Here is a 16,383-nt window from a genome sequence, read left to right as displayed (position 1 = left end):
TCCATGCGCCTGTTCTGCCTGCCCCACGCCGGGGGCACCTCGCGGGTCTTCAAGTCCTGGCCGCAGTTCCTCGGCGGCCAGATCCTCGGCGAGGACGTCGAGCTCGTCCCGCTCGACGTCGCCGGACGTGGCACTCGGCTGCGCGAGAAGGGGCCGGAGTCGTTCGCCGCCGCGGCGGACGACCTGGCCCGGATCGTCGCCGAGCGCTGCGTCGGCGACGACTACGCCCTGTACGGGCACAGCATGGGCGCCCTGCTCGCCTACGAGGTGGCCCACCGGCTCGCCGAGCGGGGATGCCAGAGCCCGGTCCTGCTGTTCGCGGCGGCGTGCCGGCCGCCCGGCTACCGGCGGCCGGGTCCGATGCTGCACTCCTTCCCGGATGCGGCGTTCCTCGGCGCCCTCGCCGCGTTCGGCGGCCTGCCGGTCGAGATCCTGCACGACCGCGAGCTGACCGAGTTCTACGCCGGGCTGGTCCGGGACGACTACCGGCTCTACGAGGAGCACGCCGCCGTCGTGGCGCCGCGCCGACTGGCCTGCCCGATCTCGGTCATCCTCGGCACCGAGGACCCGATCGCACCGGCAGCGGCGGCGGCGGACGGCTGGCGCGCGGCCGCCGGTGGACCGCTCGACGTGCTCGCGCTCGACGGCGCGGGGCACTTCTTCGACGACCGGATCAAGGAGATCGGCGAGTTCGTGGCGCGCTCGCTGGACGCCTTCCGCGCGCCCGCCGTGCGCCCGGAAGCGGCCGAGCTGCTCGGTCGGCTGCGGCTGGCCGATGTGCGGCTGACCCCGGGCCCGTCCGGACTCGAATTCGACGCGCCCGCCGGCGCGGTGGACGACGCCCTCGCGTCGCTCATGGCCGAGCACCGCGACGAGCTCGCCGCCCTCGTCGAGGCCGGCGGCCCGGTCGTGCGCAGCGGGCCGCTGACGAAGGGTCAGCGCCGCGCGGTCCTGCGAGCCGAGACGACCCAGGCGCCGTCCGCGCTCAACGTCGCGTTCCGGCTCTCCGTGTCCGGTGCCCTCGACGTGCCGCGCCTGGAGCGGGCGCTCACCGCGCTCACGGCCCGGCACGGCGCGCTGCGCACGCGTTTCGCGCGCTACGGCGGGCACCTCGTCCAGGAGCACCTCGCACCCGCCCCGCTGACGCTCGCCGTGACGGACTTCGCCGGGCTCGAAGGGGACCGGCTGCGCACGAGCCTCGAAGAATGGTGCCTGGCCGCCGCCCGCACGCCCTTCCGCCTCGGCCGGGAACCGCTCTTCCGCGCGAGTCTGGCCTGTGCCGGCCCGCGGGCCTGGGAGCTGATGATCGTCATCCAGCACACGGTCTCCGACGGATGGTCGCACGCGACCATCCTGGAAGACCTCTCCGCGTTCTACCAGGACGGCGGCGCGAGCCTTGCCCCGCTCACGGCGGACGTCATCGACTTCGCCCGCTGGGAGGAGAACCGCCTGAGCGGGCCGAATCTCCAGGCGCTGCAGGAGTACTGGCTCCGTCTGCTCGGCGACGCCCCGCTCACCTTCGACCTCCCCTCGGACCGGCCGCGGCCGAAGGCACTGAGCGGACGCGGTGGCTTCCACGACTTCCTCGTTCCCGCCCCGCTCGCCGAGTCGGTGCACGCGTTCGCTCTCCGCACCCGCGCCACGGAGTTCGCGGTGTTCTTCGCGGTGTTCATGCTCTGGCTCGGCGAGCTCACCGGGCAGCGCGACCTGACGGTGCCCACCAACTACGTCAACCGGCCGCGCCGCGAGTTCGAGGAAGTCGTCGGCCTGTTCATCAGCAACGTGCCGATCCGCGTCCGGACGCGCGAGGGGGAGCCCTTGGGCGATCTCGTGCGCCGCGTCGGTGCGGCCCTGTTCGAGAACGCCGACCACTTCCTGCCGCTCGACATGCTGGGTGAGGAGCTGCGCTCGGTCGGCAATCCGGGGGTCGGGACCTTCCCGCAGGTGGTGACGGCCGTGCTCAACACGCCGCCGCTGCGGGTTTCGTTCGGCGACCTCGACGTCGCCGTGACGCACGTGCCGCCCGGCGGCGCGCCCGGCGAGATGTGCCTCATCTTCGAACCCGAGGACGGCGGTTGGCGCGTGATGGTGCCGTACTCGGCGGACATGTTCGACGAGGGGACGGTCGTCGGCCTGTGCGCCCGCTACACCGAGCTGCTCGAACGCCTGATGACCGAGGAGGAGGTCCGGTGACCGGCGCCCAACAGGCCGAACAGGCCGAACAGTGGGCCGAGGCCGCCGAGTTGCTCGGCCGGCTGCGGCTGGCCGATGTGCGGATGTCCGTGACCGCGGCGGGGCTCGGCTACGACGCCCCGGTCGGCGTCATGGACGACGCGCTGCTCGGGCAGATGGCACGGCACAAGGCGGCACTGACCGCGCTGGTCGCCGAGGGCGGGCCGGTGGAGGCCTCGGGGCCGGTGGCCTGGGGCCAGCGCAGGTCGATCGGTCGGCTGGAGGCGACAACGGAGCCGGCGAGCTTCAACATAGCCATGGCCCTGTCCATCACCGGCGCCCTCGATGTTCCGGCCCTGCGACGCGCGCTGACGCTGCTCACGGCGCGGCACGCCGGCCTGCGCACCCGCCTCGTCCGGCGCGGCGGGCACCTGGTCCAGGAGGTGCTGCCGACGGACCGGATCCCGTTGCCGGTCACGGATCTCACCGATGTGGCTCCCGAGGAGAGGGACGCCGCGGTCGACGCCTGGCGGCGCGAGGGGGCCCGGGTGGCCTTCCCGCTCGGTGAGGGGCCGCTGCTGCGCGCAGCGCTCGCCGAGATCGGTCCCGGGTGTTGGGACCTGCTGATCCTCGTGCAGCACACCGTCTCCGACGCCTGGTCGAACTCGACGATGCTGCGCGACCTGAACGAGCTGTACCGCGGCGGCGTGCTCGATCCCACGCGGGCCGACCTGCTCGGCTTCGCGCGCTGGGAATCCGAGCGCTATCAAGGCCCGCGCCTCACCGCGCTGCGCGAGTGGTGGACCGACCTCCTCTCGGACGCGCCGCTGACCTACCGGCTGCCCGCCGACCGGCCGAGGCCCCCCGTGCTCAGTGGCCGCGGCGGACTGCACGAGTTCCTCGTCCCCGCACGGCTCGCCGATCAGGTGCGGGCCTTCGCCGACAGGGCGGGCGCGACCGAGTTCGCCGTGCTGTTCGCGGCCTTCCTGCAGTGGCTCGGCGGCCTGACCGGCCAGGGCGATCTGACGGTGCCGGTCAACTACGCCAACCGGCCGCGGAGCGAATACGAAGACGTCGTCGGCTTCTTCGTGGACAACGTCGCCATCCGGATCGTGCTGGACGACGCGGAGCCCTTCGAGGCCCTGGTGCGGCGCGTCGGGGCCTCGCTGTTCGAGAACGTCGACCGGTTCGTGCCCTTCGGCATGCTCAACGAGATGCTGCAGGAGGCCGGCAAGGACGGCATCGGAGTCTTCCCGCAGGTGCCCTTCGTCGTGTTGAACACCCCGCCGATGGACCCGGCGCTCGGCGACCTCGACGTGACCCTCACCCTGGTCCCGACCGGCGGGGCGAAGTCGGAGTTCTCGTTCATCCTCGAGCCCGAGGACGGGGGCTGGCACGGCTTCATCCCCTACCAGTCCGACATGTTCGACGCCGGGACCCTGGCCGGCTGGTGCGCCGGATACGTCGAACTGCTCGAACGACGCACGGCCGGGGAGGCGGAGTGATGAGCGCGCCCGAGATGTTTCTCGACGCGGACGGAACGCAGATCGGCGCGATCCCGGCCGATCTGCTCGACCCCGAAACCCTCGTCGAGACCCATCACGCACTCGTCCTGGCACGGCGTTTCGACATGCAGGCGGGGGTACTCGCGCGGCAGGGCAGACTCGTGGTCTACCCCTCCGCCCTCGGGCAGGAGGCCTGCCAGGTCGGCGCCGTACTCGCGCTCGAACCTGAGGACTGGTTCTTCCCCACGTACCGCGACTCGATGGCCATGGTCGTGCGCGGCATCGACCCCGTGGAGGTGCTGACGCCGCAGCGCGGCGACCGGCACTGCGGCCACGACCCGTACGAGCACCGCACGGCCCCGCCCTGCACCCCGCTCGCGACGCAGCTCCCGCACGCCGTGGGGCTGGCGATGGCGGCGCGCAGTCGCGGCGACAGGCTCGCCGTGCTGGCATTCTGCGGCGACGGCGCGAGCAGCGAGGGCGACTTCCACGAGGCGCTCAACTTCGCCGCCGTCTACCAGGCCCCCGTCGTGTTCCTGGTGCAGAACAACCAGTACGCGATCTCGGTGCCCTTCCGGGAGCAGACGCGGGCCGCGTCGCTGGCCGCCAAGGCCGACGGATACGGCATGCCAGGACGTCGGATCGACGGCAACGACGTGCTGATGGTCCGCCACGCGGTCGGCGAGGCGCTCGCCGCGGCGCGGGCCGGGGCAGGACCGGCGTTGATCGAGGCGGTCACCTATCGGATGGGTCCGCACACCACAGCTGACGACCCGTCGCGTTACCGGGATCCCGAGGAGGAGCGGCTCTGGGCGGCGCGCGACCCGCTCGCCCGTTTCGGCGCGTTCCTGCGCGAGCGCGGCACGCTCACCGAGATCGTGGAGAAGGCCGCCGAGGCCGACGCCGAGGCGCTCGCCGACGACCTGCGGGCACGGCTCGAGCAGGAGCCGGTGTTCGACCCGGCCGACCTGTTCGAGCACGTCTACGCCGAGCCCACGCAGCGCCTGCGCGCGCAGGCCGCGTACCTGCGCGCCCAGATGGACGCCGAGCATGCGGCCGCCGAGGCAGCCGCCGAGGGGGCCCGCCGATGACCGGCTCGACTCTGGCAGGCGCCGTCAACTCGGCGCTGCGCGACGCCATGGCCGCCGACGAACGCGTCGTGGTGTTCGGCGAGGACGTCGGACGGCTCGGCGGGGTGTTCCGGGTCACCGACGGCCTGCGCGCCGAATTCGGCGCGGAGCGCTGCTTCGACACGCCGCTCGCGGAGGCCGGCATCCTCGGTGCCGCGATCGGCATGGCGATGTACGGGCTGCGGCCGGTCGTCGAGCTCCAGTTCGACGCCTTCGCCTACCCGGCCTTCGAACAGGTCGTCAGCCACCTGGCCCGGATGGGCAATCGCACGCGCGGCCGGATGCGCCTGCCAGTCGTCGTCCGCATCCCCTACGGCGGCGGTATCGGAGCGGTCGAACACCACTCCGACTCCTCCGAGGCCTATGCGGTACACACCCCGGGGCTGCACGTCTTCACCCCGGCGACCGCCGGCGACGCCTACGGCATGCTCCGCGCTGCCATCGCATCACCGGACCCGGTGCTCTTCTTCGAGCCGAAGCGGCTCTACCACGTGCGAGCCGAGACCGATCCGGCCAAGGAGACGGTCGCGCCGATCGGAACCGCGGTGCTGCGGCGCGAGGGCGCCGACGCGGTCCTGATCGCGTACGGCCCGGCCGTTCCGATCGCCCTCGAGGCAGCCGCGGCGGCCCGCACGGAGGGCTGGGATCTCGCCGTCCTCGACCTGCGCACCCTGGTGCCCCTGGACGAGGAGACGATCTGCGATGTCGTGTCGCGCATCGGCCGCGCGGTCGTGGTGCACGAGGCGGCGGGCTTCGGCGGCTTCGGCGCCGAGCTCGCGGCGCTGATCGGCGAACGTTGCTTCGCGCGGCTCGCGGCGCCGGTGCGCCGGGTCACCGGCCTGGACATCCCCTATCCGCCGCCGCGGTGGGAGCGTCACCATCTGCCGAACGTGGACCGCGTCCTGGACGCCGTCGCGACGCTGGGCATCCGGTGAGGCCGGGCATCCCGAGGCTGGGCATCCGGTGAGGCTGAGCATCCGGTGGCTGGGCATCCGGTGAAGACGTGGGCGGGGGAGACCTCGGCGAGTGGGACGACGAAGACGGCGAAGGAGCACGGATCCATGAGCACCGAAGGCGGCGAGTTCCGGCTGCCCGATCTCGGCGAGGGCCTGACCGAGGCGGAGATCGTCGCGTGGCTCGTCCGGCCGGGCGACATGGTGGACCAGGACCAGCCGGTCGTGGTCGTCGAGACGGCCAAGACGACCGTCGAACTGCCCAGCCCCTGCTCGGGCGTGGTGGCGCGGATACACGGAGAGGCCGGCGACGTGGTCGAGGTCGGCAGTGTCCTGCTCTCGGTCTCTTCGCCCGCCCCGGTGCCGGGCATCGAGGCGCGCGCCGCGGTCCTCGTCGGGTCCGGGGCCGCGCCGGCATCCGGCGCGGCAAAGCGTGCCAGGGTGCTGCCACCGGGTGCGGCGTCGCCCACGCCGCCCGGCGCGCGCGACGCCCGCCCCGCGCCGCCGCGCGCCTCGGCCCACCGCCGGTACATCGCCGAGAAGTTGACCCGCGCCCAGCGCGAGGTCCCGGCAGCGACCTGCTGGGTCGACGCGGACGCCACCGGACTGCTGGCCGCGCGGGACCAACTGCGCGACGCGGGCGTGGGACTGCTCGCACTGCTCGCCCGGATCACCGTTTCCGGCCTGCGCCGCTTTCCCGAACTCAACGGCCGCTACGACGACGAGCGGGGCATTGCGGTGCCCGCTCCCGCCGTCCACCTCGGCATCGCCGTCGACACACCGCGCGGCCTGCTCGTCCCGGTCGTGCGCGACGCCCAGGACCTCGGGCTGACGGGCCTCGACGCCGAGATCAGAAGGCTGACGCTGGAGGCGCGCGAGGGCCGGATCGAGCCCGCGGCGCTGACCGGATCGACGATGACGCTGAACAACTTCGGCGCCTTCGGCGTGGACGGCTCGACGCCGCTGCTCAACCACCCGGAGGCGGCGATGCTCGGCATCGGCCGGATCGCCCGCAAGCCCTGGGCCGTCGGCGACGAGCTCGCGGTGCGCCACGTCGTGCACCTGTCGGTCACCTTCGACCACCGGGTGTGCGACGGCTCCGCGCCGAGCGGCCTGCTGCGCCACGTCGCCGACTGCGTCGAGCAGCCGCTGCGACTACTGCTGGACGAGGCCTGAAGGCGGGGAGGTGTTCGGCGTGAGCCACGAGGAGAACCACGACGGGAACCAGGGCGGGAATCAGGGCGTGAACCACGACGGAAGCGCGACCGTCGACCTGAACCGTGTGAACCTGTTCGACCCCCGGTTCCACGCGACGGGAGACCCGCACCGCGTGTGGGCCGCGATGCGCGAACGAGCCCCGCTGCATCGCCAGGAGCTGCCCGACGGCCGCTCCTTCTGGTCGGTCACGCGCTACCACGACGTGTGCCGCGTCCTCGGCGAGCACCGGGAGTTCACCTCGGAGCGCGGCAGCCTGCTGCATCAGCTCGGCACCAACGACGCAGCCTCCGGGCTGCTGCTGGTGGCCACCGATCCGCCACGGCACACGGAATTGCGGCGCCCGCTCAATCGGATGTTCTCCGCCACCGGACTTGCCGCGACGCGCGAGCGGATCCGCGCCGCGGTGCGCGGCATCCTCGCGCCCGCGCTCGACGTCGGCGAGTGGGACCTCGCCGAGTGCGCCGCGAAGCTCCCGATGGCAGTGGCGGCGCAGGTCATGGACATTCCCGAGGAGTACTGGCCCGACCTCGTCGCCTGGAGTGCGATGGCCGCCTCGCCCGAGGATCCGGCGCACGCGGTGCCCGACGGTTCCGCACTCCTGGTCGCCCACCACGGCCTCTTCGACTACTTCTCGCGCGAGTTCGACCGACGCTCCGGCACGCCCGGAGACGACGCGATCAGGCTGCTGATGACGATGCGTGGGGGTGAGCTGAGCCGCGAGGAGGTCGTCGTCAACTGCTACAGCCTCCTACTCGGCGCGAACGCGACGACCCCGCACACGGTGACGGGCACACTGCTGGCCCTCGCGGAGCGGCCCTGGCTCTACCGGCGCGCGGCCGCCGAGCCGGCGGCGATCCCGGGACTGGTCGAGGAGGGCCTGCGTTGGTCCTCCGCGGCGAGCTGCTTCCTGCGGCACGCCGTGGACGACGTGGAGATCGCGGGGGGCGTCGTCCCGGCGGGCGACCCCGTCGCCGTGTGGATCGGCTCGGCGAACCGCGACGCGACGGTCTTCCGCGACCCCGAGCTCTTCGACCCGACCCGCGGCGACAACCGCCACATCGCCTTCGGCTTCGGCCCGCACTACTGCCTGGGCGCGACGATGGCCCGGATCACGCTGCGCATCTTCTTCGAGGAGTTCCTCGGCCTCTTCGAGGAGATTGAACCCGCCGGCGAGCCGGTCCGCCTTGCCTCGAACTTCGTGTCCGGATACACGCGGGTTCCGCTGCGGACGCGCGTCCGGCGCTCCCTCGCCCGGCGCGCCGATGAGCCGATCGAGGCGACGTGCTGAATTCCACGGCCCCGCGCCTCGCCGAGCAGTGCGCGGAACCCGCGACGCACAGCACCGCGGTGCCCGGCGCCGCCGCGGCCGGCAAACGCTTCCGCGCCGCGGCGGGGGAGTTCCCGACGGGTGTCACGGTCGTCACGGCCGTCGTGGAAGGAGCCGTCTCGGGGATGACGGCGAATTCGTTCATCACGGTGTCCGTCGACCCTTTGCTCGTCCTGGTCTCCCTGGCGAACAGGAGCCGGCTGGCCCGCGCGGCGCACGCCGGGATGAAACTCGCGATCAGCGTCCTGACGCAGGATCAGCAGGAGATCTCCCGCTTCTTCGCCGACTCCGGCCGCCCCGTCGGCCAGGGTGCACTCGGTCCGAGTAACTGGACCGTCCAACGCGGCGCCCGGCTGCCCGTCGTCACCGACGCGGCGGCCTACTTCGACGGCCACGTCGACGCACTCGTACCTGCGGGCGACCACACCCTGCTGGTCGCTGCGGTGAGCGCCTTCAGCATGCCGGATCCGCGCGTCACGCCGCTCGTCTTCTGGCGCGGTGGCTATCACGCGGTCTCCGCCTGCCCTGGATAGGGGTCGGGACCAGGCGGGGTCGTTCCGACGATCTGTCGGCGTGATCCGACCGGCGCTGACGCTCCTCGGCGGTCAGCCGCGCACGTGCAGCCCGAAACCCGTGCGCCCCGCGGGCTCAATGGAGATGCTGGTGCTGGCCGCAGCCCCCGGAAGCCCCGCCGAGGACGGGCTGCGCCTACTCGCGGCCCTGGGCGCGGAGGGCGGCGACGCGCGCCACCGGGACGGGCATCCGGGCGACGCGCATCCCGATCACTTGGACGGGCTCTCGACCGTTGAGGTGCAGGCTTGACCAGCCGGGGCGTTGCGACGGTGTCAGTAGCCGAGGAGCCGAGAGGTGTCGAGTGCGAAGTTGAAGGGTTCGGGAACGTGGATCGGTTGGCCGAAGTCGGCGTCTTCCCGCATGCGGTAGCGGTCCCCGTCGATCTCCTGGAACAAGGTGACGGTCTTCTGCCTGGCGTCCACGATCAGGTAGAGCGGGATCCGCATGAGCGGGTAGTCCCGAAGCTTCCCGGTCCAGTCGTTCTCCGGGTTCGTGGGTGAGACGACCTCGACGGCGATCAGCGCGAGCTCAGCGGGTGTGGTGTTTTTCCCCGTCGACGCGGCGACCGCCGTCGACCAGGAGGTCGGCGCCGGTGACCCAGGACGCCTCATGGAGCTGCTGGTGCTGTCCGCCGCGCCCGGCAGCTCCACCGAGGACGGGCTGCGCCTGCTCGCGTCCCTGGGCGGCGCGGAGGGCGGCGACGCGCGCCACCGGGACGGGCATCCGGGCGACGCGCGTCCCGATCACTTGGACGGGCTCTCGACCGTCGACGTGCAGGCCTGACCGGCCGGTTGGCTTCCGCAGACGCGCAGTGTCACACCGGCCCCCGCGGCCGGGACCATGGGGGAGTAGTTGTCGTATCCCCAGTGGATGAGCGCCGTCGCGCGCTGGCCGCTTCCAGTGGAGATGACGGCGGTGTCCCCGGGGCTGCCGTTGGTGATCTTGGCCCAGGCGGCCTCGCAGTGCGGGCTGTAGCGCACATAGACGACCACCTCGCCGTCGTTGGCGGTGGTCAGGGTGCGCGCGTCGCTGTCGCAGCCCGACTCCTGCGGGTCCTTGCCCAGGCACCCGACGCCCTGGCACAGGACGCCGCCGCCCGCAACCGGCGATGCCGGGGCCGCCGCGGTGGTACGGGCAGGCGCACGGCTGACGCTGCCGTGGAGGAGGAACCATGCCCCACCCAGCACAAGTGCGACGGCGGGCAGGAGCAGGGCCAGCAAGGCGGCCACGGATCGGGACGATCCGCTCGGTGCTGGTGCTGGTGCTGGTGCTGGTGCTGGTGCCGGTGCCGGGTCGGCTTGGGCGACAGCTGGCGCACCGTCGTCCGCGGTCTGCGCCGGGCTCTCGCTTTCGCTTTCGCTCCCGCTCTCGACCTCTCTTCTGACGCTGTCCAGGAGGGCCCGTACCGTGTCGCGATCGCTGGCCACCACCGCCGTGAACCGGTCCAGCGCTTCGGGGGTGATGACGCGTTTGCCGTTGAGCCAGCGCTCCCAGGACGCTCTGCTGTAGTGGGTCTTGGCGGCGATGTCCGCCAGTGAGAGACCGCTGGCGTTCTTGAGGGCGCGGAGATGCTCCGCTAACGAACGTGCTGCCGGGGGCAGATCTGGCGGCAGGGGCTTCCGGTTCATGAAATTCGTCAACCTTGTCAGACGGCCTCCACCCTCGATTTTCGAGGGGTGAGGCTCTCCAATGCAGGCCCTTGTGAAGTATCAAATACGTGGTCAGAGCTCTGAGACAGCAGGCAGTGTCTCATGTCGATGTTCTGTCATCGAACTTGCTTGTGGCAAGGCTCCATAGTTGCCGACAAGCAGGCGGCAAACGCCTGCACTGTCAGAAGGAGACCCTGATGCGAGCACGAGCTCTTGTTGCCACGTTGGGCCTGCTGGGCGCCGCCGGTGCCGGCATCCTGGCCGGCGCGCCGGCAGCGATGGCGAGCGACGCGTGCCCGTCCGGCGCGACCTGCGCCTACACGGCACCGAACTTCACCGGTGACATGGGGCCGATCTACGGCAACAACAGCAACCTCACCATGTACAGCACCTTCCAGAACGTCGAGTCCATCTCGAACAACGGCACGCAGTGCGAGGACTGGGTGTTCCAGAACGTGAACCTGGGCGGCGCCTCGTTCGGGATCCCGATCGGCTACGTCAACAGCAACCTGTCCGGCACCGTGTTCTGGCACCACATCGACTCCAACCAGTGGTGCAACCAGTAGTGACGTCACGACACCTGCTGCCACTGCTCCTCGTGGCGCTGCTTGCCGCTTCCGGTTGCTCTGCGACCGGAAGCGGCAAGGCCGGGGCCACGACCACCGCCGGCACGACGCCCGCAGCCGCCGCGCAGTCCGGCGGCCGTCCCGTCGAGCCATTCGACGGCCTCGTCGAACAGCCCGCCGCCCAGCAGGCGTTGCTGCAGTTGGCGCAGAGCACGCTGACCGCTCAGTGCATGCGTCGCCACGGGTTCAGCTACCAGGTCGCGCGCCCGCCCGCGCTGGTCGACGACGCCGCCAACGGCGCCTACGACCTGGTCACCCCGGCGACCGCCGCCGCGGAGGGCTACGGCATCACGGACAACGCCCTGATCCGCCGTGCCGACAACGCCGTCGGGACGAGCGCCCAACCGGACGGCGACCGACCCGGTTTCATGTCGGCACTGGTCGGCACGGCGGCCCACCGGACCGTGCTCACCCTGCCGGACGGCTCGGACGTCTCGTACAACACGGACGGCTGCGTGACCACCGCCATCGTGCAGCTCTACGGGAACGCCTGGAACCCGGCGTACTACACCCTGGCCGACGCGACCCAGCAGATCCAGAACCAGGTCGTTCAGTCGCCGCTGTGGACCTCGGGCGTCAGCGCCTGGAGTCGTTGCATGAAGACCACCTACCGCGAGGACCTGGCAAGCCCTCAGGCGGCGCGCGCCGAGGCCGCCGCCTCCGTGGCCAACGCGGTGGCGAAAGCTCCGGCCGACGCCGGTCCGGCCTTCCTCGCCGGGGAACGCAGCAAGGAGATCGCCCTGGCATCGCAGGATGCCGCCTGTCAGGCCCAGATCGGCCTGGCCTCGGCGGCGGCCCGCGCGCAGCTCTCTCCCGAGCAGGCCGCCCAGGCGTCGTACCGCACGGACATGGCCACGTTCGCCGCCGATCTCCATACTGCTGTGGCACGTGCGCAGCAGTTGGTCGGCCGTTAGGCAATTGACCGAAGTCTCTTGGCATCAAGATCAGTTGACCGAAAGGACCGGAACTGGATGTTCACTTCTGACCGGGGGAGTCGCGTCCCCCGCTTACGTACCTGGCTCGCTGCGGTCGCGACCGCGTCGGCGGCGGGAGCGGGACTGCTCGCCTCAGCGGGACCCGCGCCGGCGTCGACCCCGCCCGCGCCGATTCCGCTGACGTCCGCATCCTGCCCGGCCGACATGACGCAAGGTGAGATCGACGGCTGTGTGACCGAGTTGCAGGACCTGCTCGACAGCCACGGCGCGAGTGTGGGCGTTGACGGTGACTTCGGTCCGGCGACGTTCACGGCGGTGGAGAACTACCAGGCGGCGCACGGGCTGTCGCGTGACGGCATCGTCGGACCGCTGACGAAGACGTCGTTGGACGCCACGACCGTTCCCGCGGCCGTCGCGTTGACGTCGGCGTCGTGTCCGACGGACATCGTCGAGGGCGAGATCGACGGCTGCGTGACCAAGCTGCAGCAGCTGCTCGACAGCCACGGCGCGAGTGTGGGCGTGGACGGTGACTTCGGTCCGGCGACGCTCGCGGCGGTGGAAAACTACCAGGCGGCGCACGGGCTGGCCAAGGACGGGATCGTGGGTCCCAACACCAAGGCGTCCCTGGACGGTTCCAGCACGTCGGCGCCCACGCCGATCGCCTTGACGTCCGCGTCGTGTCCGACGGACATGTCGCAGGGTGAGATCGACGGCTGTGTGACCGAGTTGCAGCAGCTGCTCGACAGCCACGGCGCGAGTGTGGGCGTTGACGGTGACTTCGGTCCGGCGACGTTCACGGCGGTGGAGAACTACCAGTCCGACCACGGGTTGTCGCGTGACGGCGTCGTCGGCCCGCAGACCAAGGCGTCGCTGGACGGGACGACCACGCCACCGCCTCCGCCGCCCGGCGGTGGGGTGTTGGCGAGGATCGTCAGCTATGCGCAGGCCATCGAGAACGGCGACGCCGAGACCGGCTGGGGCGGCGGCTACATCCAGTACGTCTGGGGCGGCGGCCACGAGGCTGCCCCTGGCCCGTCGACGGGCACCTGCGTCGGCGACCCGCAGTCGCTGGCCTGCTCCGACCCGGGCGCGATCGGCCTGGACTGCTCGGGTTTCGCACGCTGGGTCTACGACCTGGCCTATGGCAGCGACGTGCTCGGCTCTGGCGCCACCGGCGACCAGATCGCCGAGATGACCCAGGTCAGCTCGCCGGTCCCGGGTGACCTGGTGTTCTTCGGGAGCAGCGCGTCCAACACCGAGCACGTGGGCGTCTACATCGGCAACGGCCAGATGATCAACGCCTACGACACCGGCACGAACGTCCAGACCAACAGCATCTCGGCGGGCGGCAACCTGGTGGGCTACTACCAGTACTGAGTGACGCCGTACTCAGCCACGCCGGAGCTCGGACCACGACACAGGGCCCATCCCACTGTCTCCCGGTGGGATGGGCCTTCTCGGACCCGTATCGTGAACGCTATGACGACCATGTCCGAGCTCTGGGAGAGCTTCGAGCCTCCGGACGGCTGCCGTGCTGAGTACGTCGGCGGCAGGATCGTCATCCAGGCCAATCCGACCACGCTCCAAGACGCCATCGCCCGCAACATCGCACGCCAGGTCCCCGACGGCCGTGCTCTGGAGGCCTGGCAGGGGCGCGGCATCGAGCTCCACGCGGAGTCAAAGCCGCGTGCCGACGTGGTGATTGCCCGGAGCGAGGACATTCCGATGGATGCCCGGGACTGGCCCGCTCAGATCGTGGAGGTCGTGGTCGAGGTCGTCTCGGGAGGCAGGGATGCCTGGAAGGACGACTTCCTCATGAAGCGCAGCGCCTATCAGGAGGCGCGTATCCCGCGTTACCTGATCGTGGACCCGCGTGGGGGAAGCTGGCACCTGATGGAACTGGACTACAGCCAGGCCACGCCGGTGTACGAGGAGACCGGCAAGGGCGTCTTCGGAAAGCCGATTCCCCTGGGAGTGAGTGACGCGGACGGTGAGTTGGTGCTGCAGACCGACACGTGGCACCCATACCCGTCCAGTCAGCGCTGACGCCCTCCGTCCGCCGGAGCGCGCATCCCGGCGCGGACCCGGCGACCGCCGTCGACGAGCAGGTCGGCGCCGGTGACCCAGGACGCCTCGTCGGAGAGCAGCCAGACGATCGCGCGGGCGAGGTCCTCCGGCTCGCCGAGTCGGCCCAGCGGGGTCTGCCCGGCGAGGCCGGGCTCGTCGCGTTCCCAATAGAAGCGGGCCAGTTCGGTGCGGACCAGGCCGGGGGAGACAGCGTTGACCCGGACGTCCGGCGCGAGCTCGGCCGCGAGGTGGCGGGTGAGCTGCATGAGCGCTGCCTTGCTGGTCTCGTAGGCGGCCAACCCTGGGCCCACGCCGTGCACGCCCTCGGTGACGACGGTGACCACCGCGCCGCCGTGTTCGCGCATCCAGCCCTCCCAGGCCGCCCGGATCAGGGCCAGCGGGCCGTGGACGTTGACCGCGAAGGTCTCCTCCCAGGCGGCAGGGTCGCACTCGACGGCCAGGCAGCCCAGCGGCTGGTTGGCGCCCGCGTTGCAGACGACGTAGTCGAGCCGGCCGAAGGCCTCCAGCGCCAGGCCCGCCCAGCGCCGCACGTCCACCGGATCGCCCGCCGAGCCGACCGCTGCCAGCAGTCGGCCGGGGGCCGGGCCGAGGTCGTCCAGCGCCTCGTCCAGTCCGTCCTTGCCGCGCGCGCCGATCAGCACCGACGCCCCGGCCGCGAGCAACTCGCGCGCGACCGCGCGCCCGATACCGCGCGAGCCGCCGGTCACCACGGCGGCCTTGCCGTCCATCCGCATTCGGCCATGGTGCGCCCCGGCGCACGACTCGTCCATACGGAAAGAGTGTGACTGGAAGGGGAGTTGACGCTCCGGTAGGTTGACGGACGACGGGGGTGAAGCACGACAAGGGGGATGCCATGCCGCTTTCCGACGACTCGCCGCCAGTCGACGCACCGCTGGCCACCGCACCGCTGGTCAACGACGAGGCGTTCAAGGCCGACGCGCACGCCCGCTACGCGGAGCTGCGCACCCACGGCCCGGTCCAGCGGGTCCGGCAGCCCAACGGGCTGGACCTGTTCCTGATCCTCGACCACGACCTGGCCCGTGCCGCGCTGATGCACCCGGACCTGCGCAAGGACCCCGAGATCGCCCGCGCCGCGCTGGACGCCGCCGGTGTCACCTCCTACCAGGGCCGGGGACAGGGCCTCGGGGCCAACATGCTGATGGCCGACCCGCCCGACCACAGCCTGCTGCGCGGCCCGGTCGCGCGCACCTTCACCCCGCGTCGGGTGGAGGCGCTGCGCTCCCGGGTCCAGGAGATCACGGACGTGCTGATCGACGCGATCGAGGCCAAGGCGGCGGCGGGTGAACCGATCGACCTGGTCGAGGACTTCACCGCGCCGCTGCCGGTCATGGTCATCTGCGAACTGCTGGGCGTCCCGATTGACCGCCGGGACGACTTCCGACGCTGGACGCTGGCCGCCGTGGCGGGCAGCTCCTCGATGCCGTCCCCGGCGCAGCGCGAGGGCGCTGAGGCGCTCAACCGCTACTTCGCCGAGCTGTTGGCCGAGAAGTCCAAGGATCCCAGCGGCGAGGACCTGCTCTGCGCGCTGATCCGGCTCAGCCGCGAGGAGGAGGGCTCGCTCTCGGACGAGGAGCTGCTCGGTACCGCCGTCATCCTGCTCATCGCGGGCCATGAGACGACGGTCAACCTGCTCGGCAACGCCATGGCCGCGCTGCTGGACCAGCCCGGGCAGGCGGCGCTGCTGCGCGACCGCCCCGAGCTGCTGCCCGGCGCGGTCGAGGAGTTCCTCCGCTTCGACGCCCCCGTCGAACAGACACCGCTGCGGTTCGCCGCCGAGGACGTCGAGCTCGGCGGGGTGGTGATCCCGCAGGGCACGCCGGTCGTCGTCTCGCTGGCCGCTGTCGGCCGCGACCCCGGCACCGGTTCGGGCGGAGACCGGCTCGACGTGACCCGGGCCGACGTCAAGCACCTCTCCTTCGGGCACGGCATCCACTACTGCGTGGGCGCGCCGCTGGCCCGGCTGGAGGCCGTGGTCGCGCTCGGCACGCTGCTGCGCCGTCTCCCGCGGCTGGCCCCGGCCGTCCCCTACACGGAACTGCGCTGGACCGAGCGCGGCATCATGCACGGCCCGATCGCCCTGCCGGCGCTCATCGAGGGCGCCGAGGCCGCCGCCGAAACTGGGAAGTCAGCCGCGAAAGCTTAGAGAAATGTGACGGCACCCGGTTCTCCCTGGTCACGCGGGCAGG

Annotated in this window: 17 protein-coding genes; 14 read left to right on the top strand and 3 right to left on the bottom strand. The window is 71.6% G+C overall.

The features are described 5' to 3' along the window. Positions 1-3 precede the first annotated feature (3 nt). From ABH928_RS24980 to ABH928_RS24945, 8 genes are all read left to right on the top strand, one after another. Positions 4-2,193, top strand: coding sequence for an alpha/beta fold hydrolase (locus tag ABH928_RS24980; RefSeq protein WP_370070233.1), 2,190 nt, complete (start codon positions 4-6; stop codon positions 2,191-2,193). Continuing rightward, positions 2,190-3,677 carry a condensation domain-containing protein gene (locus tag ABH928_RS24975; RefSeq protein WP_370070231.1) on the top strand — a complete coding sequence of 496 codons (1,488 nt, stop codon included), beginning with the start codon at positions 2,190-2,192 and terminating at the stop codon, positions 3,675-3,677. Before ABH928_RS24980 ends, ABH928_RS24975 begins: the two co-directional genes overlap by 4 nt. Next, complete coding sequence (gene pdhA / locus ABH928_RS24970) at positions 3,677-4,768, top strand: pyruvate dehydrogenase (acetyl-transferring) E1 component subunit alpha (protein ID WP_370070229.1); 1,092 nt, start codon at positions 3,677-3,679, stop codon at positions 4,766-4,768. Before ABH928_RS24975 ends, pdhA begins: the two co-directional genes overlap by 1 nt. Continuing rightward, positions 4,765-5,742, top strand: a complete 978-nt coding sequence (locus ABH928_RS24965; RefSeq protein WP_370070227.1) for an alpha-ketoacid dehydrogenase subunit beta — start codon at positions 4,765-4,767, stop codon at positions 5,740-5,742. The genes pdhA and ABH928_RS24965 overlap by 4 nt, the downstream gene beginning before the upstream one ends. 126 nt (positions 5,743-5,868) lie before the next feature. After that, complete coding sequence (locus ABH928_RS24960) at positions 5,869-6,936, top strand: dihydrolipoamide acetyltransferase family protein (protein WP_370070225.1); 1,068 nt, start codon at positions 5,869-5,871, stop codon at positions 6,934-6,936. Between the two features lie 19 nt (positions 6,937-6,955). Then, the gene (locus tag ABH928_RS24955) at positions 6,956-8,266 is read left to right on the top strand and encodes a cytochrome P450 (RefSeq protein ID WP_370070223.1); all 1,311 of its coding nucleotides are present in this window, start codon (positions 6,956-6,958) and stop codon (positions 8,264-8,266) included. After that, the gene (locus tag ABH928_RS24950; protein ID WP_370070221.1) at positions 8,260-8,838 is read left to right on the top strand and encodes a flavin reductase family protein; all 579 of its coding nucleotides are present in this window, start codon (positions 8,260-8,262) and stop codon (positions 8,836-8,838) included. The genes ABH928_RS24955 and ABH928_RS24950 overlap by 7 nt, the downstream gene beginning before the upstream one ends. Before the next feature lie 130 nt (positions 8,839-8,968). Next, on the top strand, positions 8,969-9,127 hold the full coding sequence (locus ABH928_RS24945) for a hypothetical protein (RefSeq protein WP_370070399.1): 159 nt from the start codon (positions 8,969-8,971) through the stop codon (positions 9,125-9,127). A 23-nt stretch (positions 9,128-9,150) separates the two neighbouring features. On the opposite strand, the gene ABH928_RS24940 is transcribed toward ABH928_RS24945, so the two are convergent. Next, a complete protein-coding gene (locus ABH928_RS24940) occupies positions 9,151-9,489 on the bottom strand; it encodes a Uma2 family endonuclease (RefSeq protein ID WP_370070219.1) in 339 nt (112 codons plus the stop codon). Here ABH928_RS24940 and ABH928_RS24935 point away from each other — a divergent pair. Beyond that, complete coding sequence (locus ABH928_RS24935; protein ID WP_370070217.1) at positions 9,488-9,661, top strand: hypothetical protein; 174 nt, start codon at positions 9,488-9,490, stop codon at positions 9,659-9,661. The genes ABH928_RS24940 and ABH928_RS24935 overlap by 2 nt on opposite strands. Here the strand turns inward: ABH928_RS24935 and ABH928_RS24930 are convergent. Then, complete coding sequence (locus tag ABH928_RS24930; RefSeq protein ID WP_370070215.1) at positions 9,622-10,506, bottom strand: DUF2690 domain-containing protein; 885 nt, start codon at positions 10,504-10,506, stop codon at positions 9,622-9,624. The two genes, ABH928_RS24935 and ABH928_RS24930, sit on opposite strands and share 40 nt — an antisense overlap. Positions 10,507-10,724: 218 nt before the next feature. Between ABH928_RS24930 and ABH928_RS24925 the strand changes: the two genes are divergently transcribed. The 4 genes from ABH928_RS24925 to ABH928_RS24910 all read left to right on the top strand — a co-directional run bounded on the left by ABH928_RS24925 (position 10,725) and on the right by ABH928_RS24910 (position 14,134). Then, the gene (locus ABH928_RS24925; RefSeq protein WP_370070210.1) at positions 10,725-11,093 is read left to right on the top strand and encodes a peptidase inhibitor family I36 protein; all 369 of its coding nucleotides are present in this window, start codon (positions 10,725-10,727) and stop codon (positions 11,091-11,093) included. Then, on the top strand, positions 11,093-12,067 hold the full coding sequence (locus ABH928_RS24920; protein WP_370070208.1) for a hypothetical protein: 975 nt from the start codon (positions 11,093-11,095) through the stop codon (positions 12,065-12,067). The genes ABH928_RS24925 and ABH928_RS24920 overlap by 1 nt, the downstream gene beginning before the upstream one ends. Positions 12,068-12,292: 225 nt before the next feature. Beyond that, positions 12,293-13,465, top strand: a complete 1,173-nt coding sequence (locus ABH928_RS24915; RefSeq protein ID WP_370070206.1) for a peptidoglycan-binding protein — start codon at positions 12,293-12,295, stop codon at positions 13,463-13,465. A gap of 102 nt (positions 13,466-13,567) precedes the next feature. Further along, positions 13,568-14,134, top strand: a complete 567-nt coding sequence (locus ABH928_RS24910) for a Uma2 family endonuclease (RefSeq protein WP_370070204.1) — start codon at positions 13,568-13,570, stop codon at positions 14,132-14,134. Here ABH928_RS24910 and ABH928_RS24905 read toward each other — a convergent pair. Then, entirely contained in the window at positions 14,125-14,910 is a 786-nt protein-coding gene (locus ABH928_RS24905; protein WP_370070202.1) for an SDR family oxidoreductase, read from the bottom strand. The genes ABH928_RS24910 and ABH928_RS24905 overlap by 10 nt on opposite strands. Before the next feature lie 119 nt (positions 14,911-15,029). On the opposite strand from ABH928_RS24905, the gene ABH928_RS24900 reads away from it, so the two are divergent. Beyond that, positions 15,030-16,340, top strand: coding sequence for a cytochrome P450 (locus ABH928_RS24900; RefSeq protein ID WP_370070200.1), 1,311 nt, complete (start codon positions 15,030-15,032; stop codon positions 16,338-16,340). The last annotated feature ends 43 nt before the right edge of the window (positions 16,341-16,383 follow it).

This window comes from Streptacidiphilus sp. MAP5-3 (genome assembly GCF_041262505.1).
In the GTDB taxonomy this organism is placed as follows: domain Bacteria; phylum Actinomycetota; class Actinomycetes; order Streptomycetales; family Streptomycetaceae; genus Streptacidiphilus.
The sequence above is the reverse complement of the archived record's forward strand: the minus strand, read 5'-3'. Positions and strand labels throughout refer to the sequence as shown.

Bases quoted from the DNA above. Each gene is read 5' to 3' on its own strand.
- ABH928_RS24905 (WP_370070202.1), bottom strand. From the start codon at position 14,910: ATGCGGATGGACGGCAAGGCCGCCGTGGTGACCGGCGGCTCGCGCGGT.
- pdhA (WP_370070229.1), top strand. From the start codon at position 3,677: ATGAGCGCGCCCGAGATGTTTCTCGACGCGGACGGAACGCAGATCGGC.
- ABH928_RS24900 (WP_370070200.1), top strand. From the start codon at position 15,030: ATGCCGCTTTCCGACGACTCGCCGCCAGTCGACGCACCGCTGGCCACC.
- ABH928_RS24965 (WP_370070227.1), top strand. From the start codon at position 4,765: ATGACCGGCTCGACTCTGGCAGGCGCCGTCAACTCGGCGCTGCGCGAC.
- ABH928_RS24930 (WP_370070215.1), bottom strand. From the start codon at position 10,506: ATGAACCGGAAGCCCCTGCCGCCAGATCTGCCCCCGGCAGCACGTTCG.
- ABH928_RS24925 (WP_370070210.1), top strand. From the start codon at position 10,725: ATGCGAGCACGAGCTCTTGTTGCCACGTTGGGCCTGCTGGGCGCCGCC.
- ABH928_RS24935 (WP_370070217.1), top strand. From the start codon at position 9,488: ATGGAGCTGCTGGTGCTGTCCGCCGCGCCCGGCAGCTCCACCGAGGAC.
- ABH928_RS24960 (WP_370070225.1), top strand. From the start codon at position 5,869: ATGAGCACCGAAGGCGGCGAGTTCCGGCTGCCCGATCTCGGCGAGGGC.
- ABH928_RS24940 (WP_370070219.1), bottom strand. From the start codon at position 9,489: ATGAGGCGTCCTGGGTCACCGGCGCCGACCTCCTGGTCGACGGCGGTC.
- ABH928_RS24980 (WP_370070233.1), top strand. From the start codon at position 4: ATGCGCCTGTTCTGCCTGCCCCACGCCGGGGGCACCTCGCGGGTCTTC.
- ABH928_RS24915 (WP_370070206.1), top strand. From the start codon at position 12,293: ATGACGCAAGGTGAGATCGACGGCTGTGTGACCGAGTTGCAGGACCTG.
- ABH928_RS24910 (WP_370070204.1), top strand. From the start codon at position 13,568: ATGACGACCATGTCCGAGCTCTGGGAGAGCTTCGAGCCTCCGGACGGC.